We start from the raw sequence: 15,227 nt of genomic DNA, 5'->3' as shown, positions 1-15,227 counted from the left end.
CTATTCATCCCCGAACGCTGCTGACAGCGTTTGTTGTTTAGATGGTTCGAGCCACAGCGCCCAACGTTTTTCGGGTCGTGTCCACCATTCATTGAAGGCCTTGATGGGCACGTTCATCGCGCCGTCATCGTCGATGGTGTCGAGATCGTGGTAGAACTGGATATAGGGGTCGAAATAGAGCACGGTGTTGTCGTTGATTTTGAAAGGGACGATGACGTGTTTCCATCTTCCGAATCCGTCGAGTCCCGCTTCTGGTGTGTAGTTCTCGGTGTGTTGGCCGATGTCTTCGAAGTATTGTTCGTGGAATTCGCACAGCGGGAGTGAGCGGTCGTCAGATTCGATGATGGTTTGGAGTTGGTCGTAGCCGACGCCGGTCATATGGTTGACTTCCCAGCCAGCGTCTTCGAGAAGTGGGTCGAGGCGTGCGGCGAGTCGGTCAGAGGCTGAGGCGCGGTTCTCGACGTAGCCGAGGGCGTCGCCGAGGTCGCTGATGCTGTAGCGGAGGTCTGGGTTGTCTTTGCGGTCGGCGAGTTCGTCGAGGATGTTCTTCAGGGCGGTTGGGAAGCAGCTGTCGGGTTCGTGTTGGGTGTGGAAGTCACTGACAGCTGTCTGGTATCGTTCCCGGTCATCGTTCGTTATTGTCACTCTTCGGCCCTGACTACGTGTTTGGTTGGTACTATTTAAAAGTGGTAGCTGATGCACACGTTCTTGGTGCTCGTAACTTCCAAAAGTCGGTTTACACCGGTCTGGCAATGCTCGTTGGTTCACTCCGCACCGAGTTAGACGCGCGTCCCTGGTTCCCCGTAGGGGACGGGAGCAGGCGTCTCGTCAGAGTCGTCGTTCGATGTGTTACATTCCCGACCGGCCACGATCCCAGTACCGTCTTCGTCGGGCTCGATAGCGACGCCCGGGTTCTCACACTCAGGCTCAGGCGTGCGTTCTGCGGGGGTTTCGTAGGTGTCTCCGGCAGCGATAGCCCACGTGACGCCACCGATGAAGACGGTAGCGAGAAGCACCAGTGCGGCGACTGTGAACAGTTGCTCGCGCGTCAACAAGGCGAATCACCACCGAGAGAAAGCCCGTGGTTGAAGTACGCGAGATACACCAAATCACTCGTCCACACAAGCGCGACGACGTACAGAATGAGCGGGTCGAGCGTGACGACGCCCGCGAGGAAGAGCGGGAGTGAGAAGACGCCGAGCGCGAGCGTGAGCGCTATTTCGGGCACCTGTGCGAGACTCTCGAAGAACACGAGCGTGATGAGCGGCGCGAACAGAACGCGACGCAGCGTGCTGTACGTTTGCCACATCACGAGTTCCTTCAGACGAGACGTTTGATTCGAGGTACTCACCGTGAATCACCTCGCGGGCGATGAGCGTCCCAGAGCGCGCTCTTGGCCCAGGAGTTGATGCGGCGCTCGCTCCGAGTCAAGTTTTGCGCACCAAACTTGTTCAGCACGTTTTGGAGCCGACGTCGGTCTTTCTTCGTCAACACGTAGCCGCCCTCAACGCGTGCTTGGAGTCGAGACAGGTCGGCAATCGACGGGTCAACGACCGAGCAGTAGTTGATTGCTTGCCTGACCGCTTTCTTCTGACCGGGCGTGAATACGGTGTCTGGGTCTGCTTGTGCCGCCTCCATTCGCACGCTGCGGGGAATCGAGGCACTACTCATCGCACATCACCTGAGAGGAGCGTGAAGCCACCATCGGCGACTTCGGCGCCGTGAATTCGCCAGCCGATGGATAGCACGTGGTTACGCACCTCGTCCGGGATCCCATCGGGAGTGACGACGCCGTCTTGTCCGGTGTCACCAACAACACGCACGCATCCACCCTGGGGTCGGAACGTGACGATGCGACCACCCTGGGAGACGTGATATCGACCGTCAGAATGCCACGACCGGCACTCTACATCCGGGGTGTCGAGCTCCACAGACCGCTCCTCGACGAACGTCATCGGGACTCACCCCGCTCGAATTGGTCAAGGCCCTGCTGCGGGCTCTGAATCGAATCGGACGCGCGCTGGAACACCACGGCTTGGCTCTTCGCCACGAATTCAGTACTACCGTCTGGCTGCGAGAGCATCCAAGCAGCGTCGCTATAGTCGGTAACTGACGCCACGTAGAGGGTTTTTCCACCGGCGACGGGGTCGAGAGCGTAGTCATCGACCATCCAACCGGGAACGTACACGACGGTCTCGACGCCTTCAGACAGCAGCTCCGCAATCACATCGGCGCCACGCCCCGAGATTTCGGAACGTGAGTTGATGTCGCCGTAGGTCTCGACGGAGACCATCGTCATTGGCCTTCACCACCGAAGACGGAGAAGTCGGTTTGGTCGCAGTCTACGCACTGCCAGCGACCGTCGCCAGTTGCTTCAGTCAGTCCGCATGCGGGTTCGTAGGTACCGCATTTTGAGCAGAACGCGTTTGCGCGGATTCGTTTGATATTCGCTTCTGCGTCGGGCGGTACTGTCAGTTCCTCTTCGACGTTTTTGGTTTTTGTTCGAGTCATCTTTTGGAGGGGGTGACGAAGCGGGGACACGCTTCGTCGGAGTGCCCTGAGGGGAATCGAACCCCACGTGAACCGCCAGGAGGGCTATCGCGTTCGGACGAGCACGTCCGAGTTGCTCTCATCCACCACGAATTCTGAGTCGTCTTCCGCATCGATGATGTCTGAGGATTCGAGGAGTTCGTCGAGCGTCGCCTGCGTCGATTCAGTGTTGTCCACGACCACTGCATCGTCTTCTTCAACAACGTCTACACCTGCATCGTCGTTCTCGGACGTTTCAGACTCTCTGAGCGGGTAACTGTCGAGGTTCCGACCGAACGACTGTTCCAGGTGGCAGACAAGCTCGTTCTTGTGGTCGTCTTGGTCTGCGTTGGCCCAGTCACGGTCGGGGACGCGAGCGTTCTGCGTCCACTCCCCGCCACCGCGACCTTGGAGGCTTGCGCGCGTCACCAGGTCGCCGTTCATCTCCAGCACAATCCGCGCTACGCGCTCTGAGTGCTCGTACACACGCTTGTCGTCGGTCTTGGTGTCGAGAGTCCACGTGTCGAGGAGTGGGATGAGTGAGTCCCAGTCGCGCGTCATTCGCCATCCTCCTCCTTTGGAACAACTTCGACACTATTGGCGAGTTCAGCCAATTCTACGAGCGCGTTCAGTCCCTCAACTTCTTCGTCGAGGTGCCCGCGAAGTTCCGTCTTCAGTTCGGCGAGCCAGACACGCAGGAATCGATAGGCGACGTCGTGCGTTTCTGGCTGTGTTTGGGCGTTAACACCGCTAATCAGAGTGAAACCCCAATCTTGGTTGACATCGACGGCGTGTGTGACTTCGATTTCCAGGCCAACCCAGCGGAATTCGTTTTCGTCGGTGTGGTGCGCTTCTCGGAGCGCGTCTGAGTTGTCGAATTTGTCGTGTGCGCGGTTGTAGGACTCGGTTTTGATGGTTTCGCGCTTGTCTTCGGAGAGGTTCTTGTACGCTTCTGCCAGCTGTTCTTCTGTGTAGCGAGTTGATTGTTGGTCTGTCATTGTCTACATTTCAAATGATGGGTTAGTGAAATAAAAGGCTTTGGCGAATGTTGGAAGCACTGACTAAACTCGACGTGGCTTTTAATGCTAGCCCCACCCAACACCCAACCATGCAACAACGCGCCCTCCTAACAGAACGCGAACGAGAAGTCCTCGAAGGCACAGACACCGACGACATCAAAAACGTCGAAGCCTACCAGCAGAAAATCCGCACACGCGTCCGCAAACGAATCACCAACTTGGAAAAGGATCTCGAAACACTCGACGAGAACGAACGCGAACTCGCAGACGAAGCACGACGCGCAGCCTGCGGCCCAGAACCGATGCTACTCCAACTCCGCAACGAAATCCAAGAACTACGGAACGAAACCTGAATAGGAGGAGCCCGCTACAGCTCGAAGTCGTCCGGTTTCACGTCCTCATTATTGCCAAGCGCCTCTAAGACATCGCCCGTCTCCTCTACCGTCCGCTTGTTCTTCTGTAAGAACTCCTCTCGCGCAGCATACGCCTCCTTGACGTTCTCATGAATCTCTCGACGAACGTCCTCCGGCGGCAACACCACCGGCATATCCTCAATCTGCTCCGGCTCAATATGGTCGATGCCGATACCAAACTCGTTGTGCAGCATAATGACGCGCCCAACCCAGGAGTCGAGATACGCGTACAGATACCCCTCAAGCGTGTCCTCCTCCGGCACGACCCGAATCATGTCGTGGGTGAGGAAGTAGTCTGAGAGGAAGTCCGTGGCCATGAACACGCTCCCGACGTTCACACTCCCGGAGCACGTGATGAGAATCCAGTCCTCCTCAACGTTGTACTCGTTGATATCGTGCTGTTTCTTCGAAACGTACGCCTTGGACGTGTTGTTGATTTGCCGGTACCACGGCTTCAGCGACCCAACCTCGGTCGGCGCGATGTACGGATGCCCGTACTCGGGATTATCGACGTACACGCGGGTGAATCGAGACTTGCGGAACACGCGCTCGCACAAGTCCTGAAGCTCAACAACCTCATACTCGGTTTCCTCGACGATGTCCATCGCGTGACCGTAGTCGCCCGTGTACGCAGACGCACCCATCGTGTGCTCTAAGTCACGCGCAGGCGTTTCGGCCACGTCAACATCCTTCTCCAAGAGCTCTTCAGCAGGATCAAACACAGTCACTTGTACCACCCCTTGAACGCTTGCACGACAGACGGCAAGTCGTCATCAACGATCGGGTCACCACCACCATCTACAATCTTATCGCCTTCCGGCGTACGAAGGTGAATCGGTTCACCACGCTTGTCCGTCCCGATTTTCTCAGCAGACGCCATAAACGCCTCATGCCCGCTAAGCGACGGATTATCTATCGGCGAGTCACGCTTCTCCACCAGCATCAGATGCGTTTTCGTTGGCGTGTACGGCAGGAACGTTTCTCGCGGCAGGCCAATCGATGCGACAACCTTCGTGTGCTTCAGCAACCAGTGACGAATGAACTTCTCACTCGGGTTCGTCAATATACTGTCCGGGGTAACGATAGCCGCAACACCGCCTGGCTTCAGCAACTGCACACTCCGCTCGATGAACAATTGCTGCGGTGGCACCGACTTCCGGTACTCCGACTTCTTCGTCGTGCCATCCCACCGGTGAGCGAGGTCGTACTGCCGCAGTACGTCCTTTTCATCGACACTCATGTTACTCCCGAACGGCGGGTTCGTGAACAGCAAGTCGAACATCCCCAACTCCACGTTGTCGTCCTCCCAACTGTCGGGGTACACGAGACTGTTTGCCGGGAATGGGTTGCGATGCCCGTTCCCGTGCATCACCTCGTTCATTTGCGCAGCACGCACCAGCTGCGGGTTCAAATCCATCCCATACACGTGATTTTCGCAGTACGTCTGAAGCAAGTCCATCGCGCGACGCCGCGCCTTCTCCGGGTCGTTCCATTTCTTCTCCTGCTGCTCGATGAACTGCCGCTTCATGTACTCGATAACCGAGATGAGGAACCCGCCCGTCCCACACGCTGGGTCGATAACATCCAAGCTCGCCCAGTCACGCTCCGGTTTCATGTGGAACGCCATCTGCACGCCTGCCTGACACACGTTTCGCGGCGTGAAGAACTCACCACGATCACCTCGGAGATTCGACCCGACGATGGTTTCGTACGCCTCGCCCTTGATGTCAGAATCCGTGTCGAGTAGCAGGTACGGTTCGAGCTCTGCAACAACGAACGCAAGCACGTCCGGTTCGAAGTTTATCTGGGCTTCGTCACCGAAAATATCGGGATGTTCATCCTTTACCTCCTGGAAGAGCGACGAGATACGCCGCTTACACGCGTCAGGGTTGCTCCGACGCTCGTCGTCGGTGACGTAGAACCGGACTCGTGAGGAGTGACGCTCGTCGTGAGCTTTGCAGAAGATGATTTTAAGAAGCTCGTGGAACGCGTCAGTTTTCGACAGGCCCTGGTTTGACGCGATGTAGTTGTGGCAGCGCTTGAACTCGGTTTTCAGTTCAACCGCTGGCGTGAGCTGGTCGAAGTCACGCTCCTCGATGTCTTCGAGCGTAGCACCGTGCGGCGGGACGTCTTTCACCTCCGTGATTTTCCCGTCCGCTTGGTGGAAGTAGAAGTGCTCCTCACCGTTGTACCAAATCCCGAATTCAGCAGGAGCGAGACGCATGTACGACTTCGCTTGCCCGACACCGTGGTCGGGGTCATCGGGTGCGGTTTCTTCCGGTTCGATTTCAGCGACAACGCGAATGTCCTCCTGCCGGCGTGTGCCTTCTTGGTCGAAGACAACTAAGTCAACGTCACGGCTTTCGGATCCTGCTTTGACCGTGTACTCGATGTCCATCTGGTCGTACGTGTACCCGTACTCGCCGTGGAGTTCTTCGGAAAGACGACGTCGGTTCCGCTCGTGCTCGTTATCACTTCTGAGACTATCGGTTACCTTGCAGAAGATTTTGTCCTCGGGGATTTGCGCATCCCCGGTCAGGTCACTTTGAACTCCCATTAGATGTTAACTACCCCTCTCACACACCAACTAAAAGTTTGCACTATTTCCTGGTAACCTGCCCGCCTTGTAGTAAATTCGAACACCCCCACCGCATTCAAGGTACGAAGTTAAGCATCACCTAACTTTGTTAGCACTTTCCTAACGACCGACAGAGAGAATCGACGTCGCCACGTCCACAAGCACGTTCCGGAGCGTCGAGTCGGGGCATTCCGGGCACCGAACCGTCGTCGTGTTCTCTGTCTCGACACGTTCCAATTCGGCACCACATGCCGGGCAGTCGTAGTCCGTCACGATCCCCTCGCGTCCCCGTCGCGACACCCGTGACATACCCACGGGTCGATTGCTCTGCCCAGCTCCCAATCAAGGATGATTTCGCGTCCGTCGGCCACACTGCCACAGTCGCTGCATCGAACCGGATTCCGCGATTTGTTACTTGACATAGTTGATTAGAAATAGCAGTCAGACTAGGTTAAACCCTCTCCCCTCCCGACAACAACGCCGGAGGACTCGAACCCCCTGGAGAGCCGAACCACAAGAGCTGGGGCACCACCAACCACCGCGTTAGCTCCTCTACTACTCGTTATCAAGCATGCAAACGTTAACCAATTCCGCACAGAAGCGCAAAACGCAAGAGAGAATGAGGGACTGGAATCCCTCAGACCGAACAAACCTGACTCATCGACGAAAGGTCGATTGCTAATACATGCGTGAGGTCGCCACCGTCCCCTCTTCGAGGACACTGCAACGTAGGGCGCAGCACGCATTAAGTTCGGCGGCGTTAGTAGTGAAATATATGGGGCGACAGAGCCGGCGCTGGTCAGTTTGAGAATGAAAGGAGTGTCCCGGCACCACCCGGGAGGGTGCTGTAGTCACGGGACACTACGTCCCTTAACAACATCTACGCACTCAGTTAATAAAAGCGTTGTGACTATTCGGTGTAGAGAACCAGGGCACCACCCCTGGTTGCTGTAGTCAACGCACCCATCGCTTGGGTATCGACAGATAGGACGAGGTCATATTTAAAACTGCCCCTAATTTAACAAAACTGTCAATTGGCACCCTTGGCACCCCCAGAATTCTAGAGGGTGCCAACGAAATCGCGGAGCAGAAGCTCTGAACCGAACAAACAGACGGGGGTGACACCCTTGGCACCCTTATAGAGAAAACTGAGATTCTGAACAAAGAGAAACGCTCTGATTGAGAACGGAGTAACCACCCGTCTAAGCCTGCCAAGGGTGTCGCCCCCCATAGAACACTCGATACAAACACTCTAGCGCCCAAATTCATTGGCACCCTGAATCATGACCTAGGTTTCGAGGGTGGCAACGCTCTGCTGTTGCGGTGTTGTTGCTGTGCTGTCGCGGGAGTGCGGGGGCGTGAATACCCCGGCGGTGCTGTCTGTCGTCGGTTCAATGGGATCAACGGCGACTTCTGCGTGGTTGCTGGGTTGATATGTTTAGTTGCCAAAGCCTTATGGTCAATACACAATTACGAGATGGTAAGCAGCGAGCGAGACGCGGTCGCAACACACCACGCGCCGCACTCCCTCCTCTGCTGTAGTCAACATGACGGATAAGCAACCTTCGGCAGACCCATCAGACTCTGCCGGCACGACAGACGACGCACAGAATCCAACTAACAACGTCGATAACGGCCACAACAAGAACATCGAGTTCGGTGGCGACAACGACAGCAGCGACGGTGAGGACGGTGAAGGAGACTTCACGCACGCAGTCAAAGAAGACGACGGTGACGAGAGTGAGTCCACGGTAGAAGAGAACTTCCCAGACGAAGACGTCGGGGAACTACCGTCGTCCACCAACACAGATACTGACGCGAGTACGAACGAAGGCGATGAGCGGTCGATTCGGGATCGTGTTAGCGAAGTTCTCGACGACCGCCTGAGCGACGAAGACACGCTCGACCCCATCCGGATGGAATACGAAGTCGCCGACGAGCTCGGTCTCGACAACGACGACGACGAGCTACTCGATGCGATTGATGACGTCGCAGTCACCAACGATGACGACGACATTACCGACGTATCGAGTACGGCATTCATGACTGGTGGCGTGCCTTCCTGGGAAAGCGTTCGCGCAACGTATTCTGCCGATTACGGGCAAGGTGCGGCGTACCGGGACAAGGCAGAGAAAGAGAAGCACGCACGCGTGAAGGCCGTTGACCGGCTGATGGAAGACTACCACTGGATGCACTACTGTCCTGAAGAAACCGGAGAAGAACAACTGTACTACTACGACCCCGACCTCGGCAAGTTCCTGCGCGACGTCACGCAGAAACTCGAAGGCATCATCGAAGACAAACTCGGTGTACACGACACCGGACACGAAGTGCGTGAGATTGAGCGGAAAATCAACGCTCGCACCGCCGCAGCGTACGAAGACGTGAACGCACGTCACATGGACGGAACATATGTGAACTGTGCGAACTGCGTGATTCGTATCGACGAAGACAGCGGTGACGGGCCGTGGGACTGGGAGACGTATGAGCACAGTCCGAGGTTCCGGTTCACCAGTCAGAGTGCGGACAACGCCGTGTTCCCGTTCCACGACGACGAGCACGAATTGGACACAAGCAACCTGCGTTGGACTATCAACTGGATGCAGTCACTGTTCGACGACGAACACAGCTGGAAGGTGCTCGGCGAAATTTTCGGTGGTGCGCTTCGTCCCGACCAGAAGTTCAAATTCTTTGCTCTGCTGGTTGGCCCGACGAACGCAGGGAAGTCGATGGTGATGGCGGCGCTTCGAGGAATGCTCGGGCGCGAAAACACCAGCGGTGTTGAGTTTCAGAAGCTCGCCGAAGGCGACTTCGACTCTTCTGAAATGTTCCGTAGTGGCGGGCGGATGGTGAACGCCGGCAACGATATTCAGAAGAAGTACCTGAAGGAAACGTCGGTGATGAAGACGCTCACCTCGAACGACTACGAATCACACGGTGTGAAGCACGCATGGTCGTTCGAGGCAGTGTCACCAACGACACAGATTCACCTCGCTAACAAGGAGTTCCTGATGGACAATACCGCCTGTGCGATTGAGTCCCGCATGAAGTATCTGCGGTTCCCGTTCCGGTTCGAATCGCCGAATAAGGACACGTTCGATGAAGATGACGACTACATCAAGGAGGCAGACCCGAACCTTGGTTCGAAGCTGGCTCGGTCTGGTGTGCGGGATGCGCTGCTGTTGATTGCGCTTGAAGGTCTGCACCGGCTGTATGAGAATGACGGAACGTTCAGCTTTGAGAAAGGCGAGGAAGAACGGTGGGAAGAGTACAAAAGTCGTGCCGACACTGTCGGTGGGCAGTTCGCTGGAGACTGCCTGAAGAACACGTCTGCAACGAATGATGGGATGCAGTGCTACCTCACGCTCGACGAAGCGTACAACACGTTCAAGGGTTGGTGCCAGGCGAATAACGAGACGATTAAGTCGAAGCAGCAGTTCTCGTCACTGCTGAATCAGGTTCCGACACTGCGCTTCTCGGCGCAGCGGTCGTCACGCGTCAGTCCGGGCGATTCGAAAGACCAGGTTCGCTGGGGTCTCGCGCTCGATACTGCCGGGTTCAACTACTGTCAAGACCCGGATGTGCTGGAGCGCATGAGCGAGTACGGTATCGATGGCCCGAACAGTAACGGCGACTCTGGTGAGGATGACTCGCAGGAGAGCCGTGAAGGGGGTGACACGCTGTTCACGGAGGTTTCGAATGCCATCATGCAGCTGGGGAATGCGAACGGCTCTACGGCGAGTTTCGGGCAGATTTTGAGTCGTGTTGACGATAGCATCGAGGATGTGTCCGAACTTGATGCTGTGTTGATGCGGGGTGTTCGGAAGGATCGCTTCGAGATGACTGACGACGGCTACGCAGTCGTCGCTGAGTAATCACCTCTCGTCGATTCTCGTTCTCTCCTACTAACTATCAGTTTGTTTACCTAGCGCTTCGGGGGTCGCGCTCCCCCGACAACATTCGTTGTCTCGACTCCTCTCATCCACCCTTCTCACCATCTCTGGTACCCACTACCTTGGTGCCATTTCGGCCACCATCGATTGTCTATCGCGAGCGTATTTCGAGAATGAGTGGGATCTGAGCAAAATGTGTGCGTTTCGGGTGTTATACGAGAACTGCTTACAAAAGTAGCGGCTCGTCGAGTTTTTGATTTGGTTGTTTTTCGGTGTTCTGGGCGCTGTATCGTTTTATTTAGGTGTTTTTTGGTCGCGTCAGAATAGTGGTTGCGGCAAACGTGGCGATTCGGGTCGAGGTTTTCCGGCTGAAACGCGCGTATTTTCGAGATAGGCGATCGAAACCCCCGTGCAGTTCCGTAATAGACTGAGAGTTGGGGTAGACTGGAAGTGGTGGTGTCTGAGGGGCGAAGTTCGGGTTAGTAATTCCCGATTGTAACTAGATTGGTAACTCTGTATCGAGTCTTACCAACACACAGCTCACCCCGCCCCACGTCCTGTTTGTTAACTCGGCAGAAGTGTTTAATAACTACAGAAACAACTATGAAACGAAGGTGCACACGACCGCACAATCGGTCTCGATGCATCCAACACAGAATAACACACTATGTCAAGTAAAACAAAAGAACTCGCGCAGAAAGAACCAGTAATTCGAATCAGTAACGGGCTGTTCGGCCTCGCCATCGCCATGTCACTGGTGGTAGCGACCGGTCTGACAGACCCGCTCATCAACTTCCTCACCGGCAATCTCGCCAACCTCGGCGACCTCGGAACTATCACGGTCGGTCTCGGGATCGGTCTCGTTTCACTCGCCCTGACGTTCGCCCGGAACGAAGCACAAGCAAGTGAATTCTCGACAATCGAACACATCCTGTACGGCGGCGGGATTCTCGGGTACCTGTCGATATTCCTCAGCGACACAGTGAACCAGGCGGTGTCTGGCGACCCAGCCATCAGTGCGGTCGTGGTTGCTGGCGGTGTCGGCCTGCACTACGCCGTGTCCGCTGCGGATACGCTCGGTGAGAAAATCAACTAACAGACGGTAACCACCTCTTCCAGAATGAGTAGTCAAACGAACACCCTAACGAAGTCGCGAATCCTACCCATAGCAACCGTACTCCTCCTCGTAGTGAGTGCTGTCGCTGGTGGGATCGTACTCAGTGGTTCAGTCGTTGCAGACGGTGACACCATCGAGGAATCTCAGCAATCGAAGCAGTCGAAGCCGATTGTGAGTGACACGTACACTGACCACGTCAGCGGTGGCGAGGTCACGTTTAGTGTTCGAGACGACTCCTACAGCCTCACTGCGAGCGCGTCCCTCAAAGAACCGCGAGCGAACACGGCTGTTAACGTCAAAATCAGTAATCAAGGCACGCGCGAAACCGTGCGGATTCTGAACGCGTACTGGAACGACACTAAGACCGGGAACAGCTGGCATACCGAAAACCCGTCAAAATACGATGACGGCAACAGCGGATACATCTGCGGCGCAGACAGTGGCGTTTGCAACATCTACAATAACAGTAGTGAGGCGTTCTCGCTCGAATACCACCGCTACCAAAACCACGTGCCCGAACCCGGCACCGGAGAGGGATTGAACACGCGTGGGTGGCCGGTGGAGACCTTCCGTGGGAACAAAAGCACAATCCAAGATATCGCTAACGCGGCCAGCCTGTACAGTGACGAAGGCAAACTCAAAGTAGTGTACCTGGTGGGCGGTGTCAAGCACTCAACGACGCTCGACGTGGACATCGACGCGGACGATGACGGGCTGTACAACAAAGGCGACCCGGCACCGTATCAGCAGCCCGAAATCGTAGACACGATCGAGATTGATGACGACAAAGGCACTGCGTACGCTATCCGCAGTGTTTGGAACAACACGACAGCGAATGACCGCGCAAAGTTGTCGTTCTTCAACACTCGGAACGCGTCCTACGAGAATTGGAACGAGGTGCGGTTGGCTGCGGACAAGCAGTACGAAAACGGTATCGCCGCACACGGTCGAGGGCCGTACCCAGACGGCCACACCAACATCTCCCAAGGCGCGTTCTACTTGTGGAGCACAGACTGGGTGAAGCCAGGGAGCGATTCGTATGTGCCGTGGAGTGACGCGCTAACAGACACGTCTCGGACGTACATTAGCAGTCACATCGACGACCACGTCAACGACCTGCATCTCCCTGAGCGGACGCGCGACGGCGACGAGATTGTGGTCGTATCGCATGGGAACGCAACGTACGATTACGGTACGCAAACCGTGGAACACGGGTTCAAGGAGTACGTCGTCACGTCGGGCGAAGTCGGTGAGGAAGGGGTGGCGGTGAACCTCTCCGAGGGAACGCATACCGTTACTGTGGAGGCTTACAACCCGGATTACGGGACTGATGCGAACACGTCTGCACGCACTCTGATCAGTCGCGAGACCGTCACGAGTACTGACGGGAATCACACGTACATCGCGCCAATCCCTGATTCTTGGGGTGATAGCAGTCACCTCTACCACGAACTCCCGTACAACGGTACGACGTATCGCATCACCGTTGAAGGTCACGACAGTTACGGCGCGTCACTGGTGTACTTCCCTGTCGGGGGCGGTACCGGTGGCGCTGGTGGCGGTAGTGGTGGGGTTCCGGTGTGGGTGTGGGTAGTGCTGGCTGTGGTGGTTACGGCGATAGTGTACTACCAGAGCCACGGCGACGTTGGTGTCGGGTTGCAGAACAAGCAGTAGAAGCAGTGATAACAATGAAATCTAGTAAAAACAAGAATTCACGAACCGAGTCGAACCGAACACTAACGAACGCATTGCGAAGCATCATGGCCGTGCTCGTGGTCGTGTCCGCGATTACGGTCGGATTCACGGGTTCAGCGGCTGCAACGCACGAATGTGACGGGGTAGACATGGCAATCGCAGCGGTTGCCGCAGGTTCCGCTTGGGCGACTGGCGATGACCCGAGTAACGTCATTAACTATGACCTTTGCGGACGGAACCACAATCAGTACGTCGAAGAACAGAAGAAGGACGACGCAGACCAGGAGTGGGTTGACTTCTACCTGGGACTGCGTACGGAGCACGAAAACCACGAACAGGACTACGTTCAGCGTGCGAACAACCTGCAAGACACAGACACGCTCATCTGGGTGCGAGCCCAAGCTGCCGCGGTCTCGGCGCACAAAAACAACACCAACATCTCTCTTGACGCGATGATTCAGGCCGGCTACGAGCCGATTGAAGCGCACTACGCGGCGCAGCAGTACATGATGTTGGAGGATGCTGAAACGCAGATGGCGAATATGAACTACCAGATTACTCGTGCGGAGGGGGAAGATTATCTGAACGGTAGCGATATCGTGAACGTTGGCACGGTCAACGCGAACGGATCCCTCATCGACACGAACGCTGTGAACGCGTCCTTCACCGGGAAGTCCGTGAACGTGACGTACAAGCTTGCTGACGGTAGCACGCACACGATTAGCGTGTTGACGTACACGAACACTGAGACCGGGCAGCGCGTAATCGCGTCTCCGGTTCCGACGCGGTACGTCGTCGGCACCAGTGCGGACTACAACGGTACATTCGCGATGCAGTACCACGACAGCTGGGTGCCTGCGTCAGGGAACCAAGCGGGGTACTGGACGCAGAATGAGAACGCGACCGTGATTGTCGCGACCGCATCCGACGACATGACGAATTACACCGACGCTATCGCGTACAATCCGTCGATGTACACGGCGAACTTCCGCACAACGAGTGATAAAGTCGCGCAGTTGAAGGCGAATCTGCCCGGGTGGGCCGAATCCATGCGGAACGCGTTGAACAACGGCACGATATCGCACGTGGAGGCGACCCCGACGACGGCGAAAATCGACTCGTACGCCAACGAAACGGCATCGAGTCAGTACTACATCTACAAGGTCGCGACCTTGGCCGGCGTGGGGTTCCAGACGCCTGACCTGAATAACGTTAGTCGGATGAAAATCGACGTGAACGGCGGGAACACGTCCTACACAGGGTATCTGCTTGCGCGACAGAGTCCCGATAATGGTTGGCAGGTCGGGCAGCAGTACGTTGCTGGGAATTGGTCTCGCGTGATGATTGTCGGCGAGTCCGGCGCGGAAGTCGAACTCGACGATAGCGACACGTTCACGATCACGTCCGCGACGGACATGGACGGGAACGAACTCAGTAGTGTCTCGACGAAGCAGTACGTGGAGAAAACGTACAACAACACCGCCTATCTGGAGATGGTGGAAGCGATGGAGAAGCTCACGCAGGAAATCGAAGACCGTGAGCCGTCCGGTGTTGGTGGCGCTGGCGGGCCGGCTGTCGGCCCGATGCAAGCGCTGGCTATGCTCATCGCGCTCCTTGCTGGGTTGTACGTCATGTACGGCAGGGACGAAGAACCGCCGCGAGGTGGTCGCTAATGCCGATTTGGCTTCTCGCTAAGCCGGTACTGAAGATGCTCGAACCAATCTTCAAAGGCCCGCTCGGGTGGCTATTCAAGCTCGCTCTGCTGGGTGCAGTGGTTGTTGTCGGCGGGTACGCGGTAGGTGCTGACCCGATTGCGTTCGGGATGGATTTGGTGTCGCAGGCAATCGATGCAGTGCTTGATGCGATTGCGGACGCCGTGATGGATAGAATACCGGACTTGAACCCGTTATAGGTGCTCTACCCTCACTTTTCGCGCACCATCGTGCGTTCCTGTTTTGTGTTTATTTGTTGACTCGGCAGAAG

14 protein-coding genes are annotated in these 15,227 nt (G+C 56.2%); 6 read left to right on the top strand and 8 right to left on the bottom strand.

Annotated elements, in window-relative coordinates; translation table 11 throughout:
* The 6 genes from LT970_RS10930 to LT970_RS10905 form a co-directional block, all read right to left on the bottom strand.
* Nucleotides 1-702 carry a hypothetical protein gene (locus LT970_RS10930; RefSeq protein WP_232686505.1) on the bottom strand — a complete coding sequence of 234 codons (702 nt, stop codon included), beginning with the start codon at nucleotides 700-702 and terminating at the stop codon, nucleotides 1-3.
* A 346-nt stretch (nucleotides 703-1,048) separates the two neighbouring features.
* On the bottom strand, nucleotides 1,049-1,351 hold the full coding sequence (locus tag LT970_RS10925) for a hypothetical protein (protein WP_232686504.1): 303 nt from the start codon (nucleotides 1,349-1,351) through the stop codon (nucleotides 1,049-1,051).
* A gap of 316 nt (nucleotides 1,352-1,667) precedes the next feature.
* Nucleotides 1,668-1,955, bottom strand: coding sequence for a hypothetical protein (locus tag LT970_RS10920; RefSeq protein WP_232686503.1), 288 nt, complete (start codon nucleotides 1,953-1,955; stop codon nucleotides 1,668-1,670).
* A complete protein-coding gene (locus LT970_RS10915) occupies nucleotides 1,952-2,299 on the bottom strand; it encodes a hypothetical protein (RefSeq protein WP_232686502.1) in 348 nt (115 codons plus the stop codon). The genes LT970_RS10920 and LT970_RS10915 overlap by 4 nt, the downstream gene beginning before the upstream one ends.
* 296 nt (nucleotides 2,300-2,595) lie before the next feature.
* Complete coding sequence (locus LT970_RS10910) at nucleotides 2,596-3,090, bottom strand: hypothetical protein (protein ID WP_232686501.1); 495 nt, start codon at nucleotides 3,088-3,090, stop codon at nucleotides 2,596-2,598.
* Nucleotides 3,087-3,527, bottom strand: coding sequence for a hypothetical protein (locus LT970_RS10905; protein ID WP_232686500.1), 441 nt, complete (start codon nucleotides 3,525-3,527; stop codon nucleotides 3,087-3,089). Before LT970_RS10905 ends, LT970_RS10910 begins: the two co-directional genes overlap by 4 nt.
* A gap of 47 nt (nucleotides 3,528-3,574) precedes the next feature.
* Between LT970_RS10905 and LT970_RS10900 the strand changes: the two genes are divergently transcribed.
* A complete protein-coding gene (locus LT970_RS10900) occupies nucleotides 3,575-3,901 on the top strand; it encodes a hypothetical protein (protein ID WP_232686499.1) in 327 nt (108 codons plus the stop codon).
* 14 nt (nucleotides 3,902-3,915) lie between these two features.
* Here the strand turns inward: LT970_RS10900 and LT970_RS10895 are convergent, their stop codons facing one another.
* Complete coding sequence (locus LT970_RS10895) at nucleotides 3,916-4,689, bottom strand: restriction endonuclease subunit S (protein WP_232686498.1); 774 nt, start codon at nucleotides 4,687-4,689, stop codon at nucleotides 3,916-3,918.
* Nucleotides 4,686-6,518 (bottom strand): type I restriction-modification system subunit M, encoded by a 1,833-nt coding sequence (locus LT970_RS10890; RefSeq protein WP_232686497.1) that lies wholly within the window; start codon nucleotides 6,516-6,518, stop codon nucleotides 4,686-4,688. Before LT970_RS10890 ends, LT970_RS10895 begins: the two co-directional genes overlap by 4 nt.
* Before the next feature lie 1,568 nt (nucleotides 6,519-8,086).
* Here LT970_RS10890 and LT970_RS10885 point away from each other — a divergent pair.
* The 5 genes from LT970_RS10885 (at nucleotide 8,087) to LT970_RS10865 (ending at nucleotide 15,156) form a co-directional block, all read left to right on the top strand.
* Complete coding sequence (locus LT970_RS10885; protein WP_232686496.1) at nucleotides 8,087-10,414, top strand: hypothetical protein; 2,328 nt, start codon at nucleotides 8,087-8,089, stop codon at nucleotides 10,412-10,414.
* Nucleotides 10,415-11,180: 766 nt separating this feature from the next.
* Nucleotides 11,181-11,528 carry a hypothetical protein gene (locus LT970_RS10880; RefSeq protein WP_232686495.1) on the top strand — a complete coding sequence of 116 codons (348 nt, stop codon included), beginning with the start codon at nucleotides 11,181-11,183 and terminating at the stop codon, nucleotides 11,526-11,528.
* A gap of 24 nt (nucleotides 11,529-11,552) precedes the next feature.
* Nucleotides 11,553-13,223, top strand: coding sequence for a hypothetical protein (locus LT970_RS10875; RefSeq protein ID WP_232686494.1), 1,671 nt, complete (start codon nucleotides 11,553-11,555; stop codon nucleotides 13,221-13,223).
* A 170-nt stretch (nucleotides 13,224-13,393) separates the two neighbouring features.
* Complete coding sequence (locus tag LT970_RS10870; RefSeq protein WP_232686493.1) at nucleotides 13,394-14,917, top strand: Env/VP5 family phage fusion protein; 1,524 nt, start codon at nucleotides 13,394-13,396, stop codon at nucleotides 14,915-14,917.
* Nucleotides 14,918-14,952: 35 nt separating this feature from the next.
* Nucleotides 14,953-15,156: a hypothetical protein gene (locus LT970_RS10865; protein WP_232686492.1), complete on the top strand. Its 204-nt coding sequence runs from the start codon at nucleotides 14,953-14,955 to the stop codon at nucleotides 15,154-15,156.
* Nucleotides 15,157-15,227: the final 71 nt, after the last annotated feature.

Source organism: Halobacterium zhouii (assembly GCF_021249405.1).
GTDB classification, from domain to species: Archaea; Halobacteriota; Halobacteria; order Halobacteriales; family Halobacteriaceae; genus Halobacterium; species Halobacterium zhouii.
The sequence above is the reverse complement of the archived record's forward strand: the minus strand, read 5'-3'. Positions and strand labels throughout refer to the sequence as shown.

Bases quoted from the DNA above. Each gene is read 5' to 3' on its own strand.
- LT970_RS10920 (WP_232686503.1), bottom strand. From the start codon at position 1,955: ATGACGTTCGTCGAGGAGCGGTCTGTGGAGCTCGACACCCCGGATGTA.
- LT970_RS10915 (WP_232686502.1), bottom strand. From the start codon at position 2,299: ATGACGATGGTCTCCGTCGAGACCTACGGCGACATCAACTCACGTTCC.
- LT970_RS10910 (WP_232686501.1), bottom strand. From the start codon at position 3,090: ATGACGCGCGACTGGGACTCACTCATCCCACTCCTCGACACGTGGACT.
- LT970_RS10905 (WP_232686500.1), bottom strand. From the start codon at position 3,527: ATGACAGACCAACAATCAACTCGCTACACAGAAGAACAGCTGGCAGAA.
- LT970_RS10900 (WP_232686499.1), top strand. From the start codon at position 3,575: ATGTTGGAAGCACTGACTAAACTCGACGTGGCTTTTAATGCTAGCCCC.
- LT970_RS10890 (WP_232686497.1), bottom strand. From the start codon at position 6,518: ATGGGAGTTCAAAGTGACCTGACCGGGGATGCGCAAATCCCCGAGGAC.
- LT970_RS10885 (WP_232686496.1), top strand. From the start codon at position 8,087: ATGACGGATAAGCAACCTTCGGCAGACCCATCAGACTCTGCCGGCACG.
- LT970_RS10880 (WP_232686495.1), top strand. From the start codon at position 11,181: ATGTCACTGGTGGTAGCGACCGGTCTGACAGACCCGCTCATCAACTTC.
- LT970_RS10875 (WP_232686494.1), top strand. From the start codon at position 11,553: ATGAGTAGTCAAACGAACACCCTAACGAAGTCGCGAATCCTACCCATA.
- LT970_RS10870 (WP_232686493.1), top strand. From the start codon at position 13,394: ATGGCAATCGCAGCGGTTGCCGCAGGTTCCGCTTGGGCGACTGGCGAT.
- LT970_RS10865 (WP_232686492.1), top strand. From the start codon at position 14,953: ATGCTCGAACCAATCTTCAAAGGCCCGCTCGGGTGGCTATTCAAGCTC.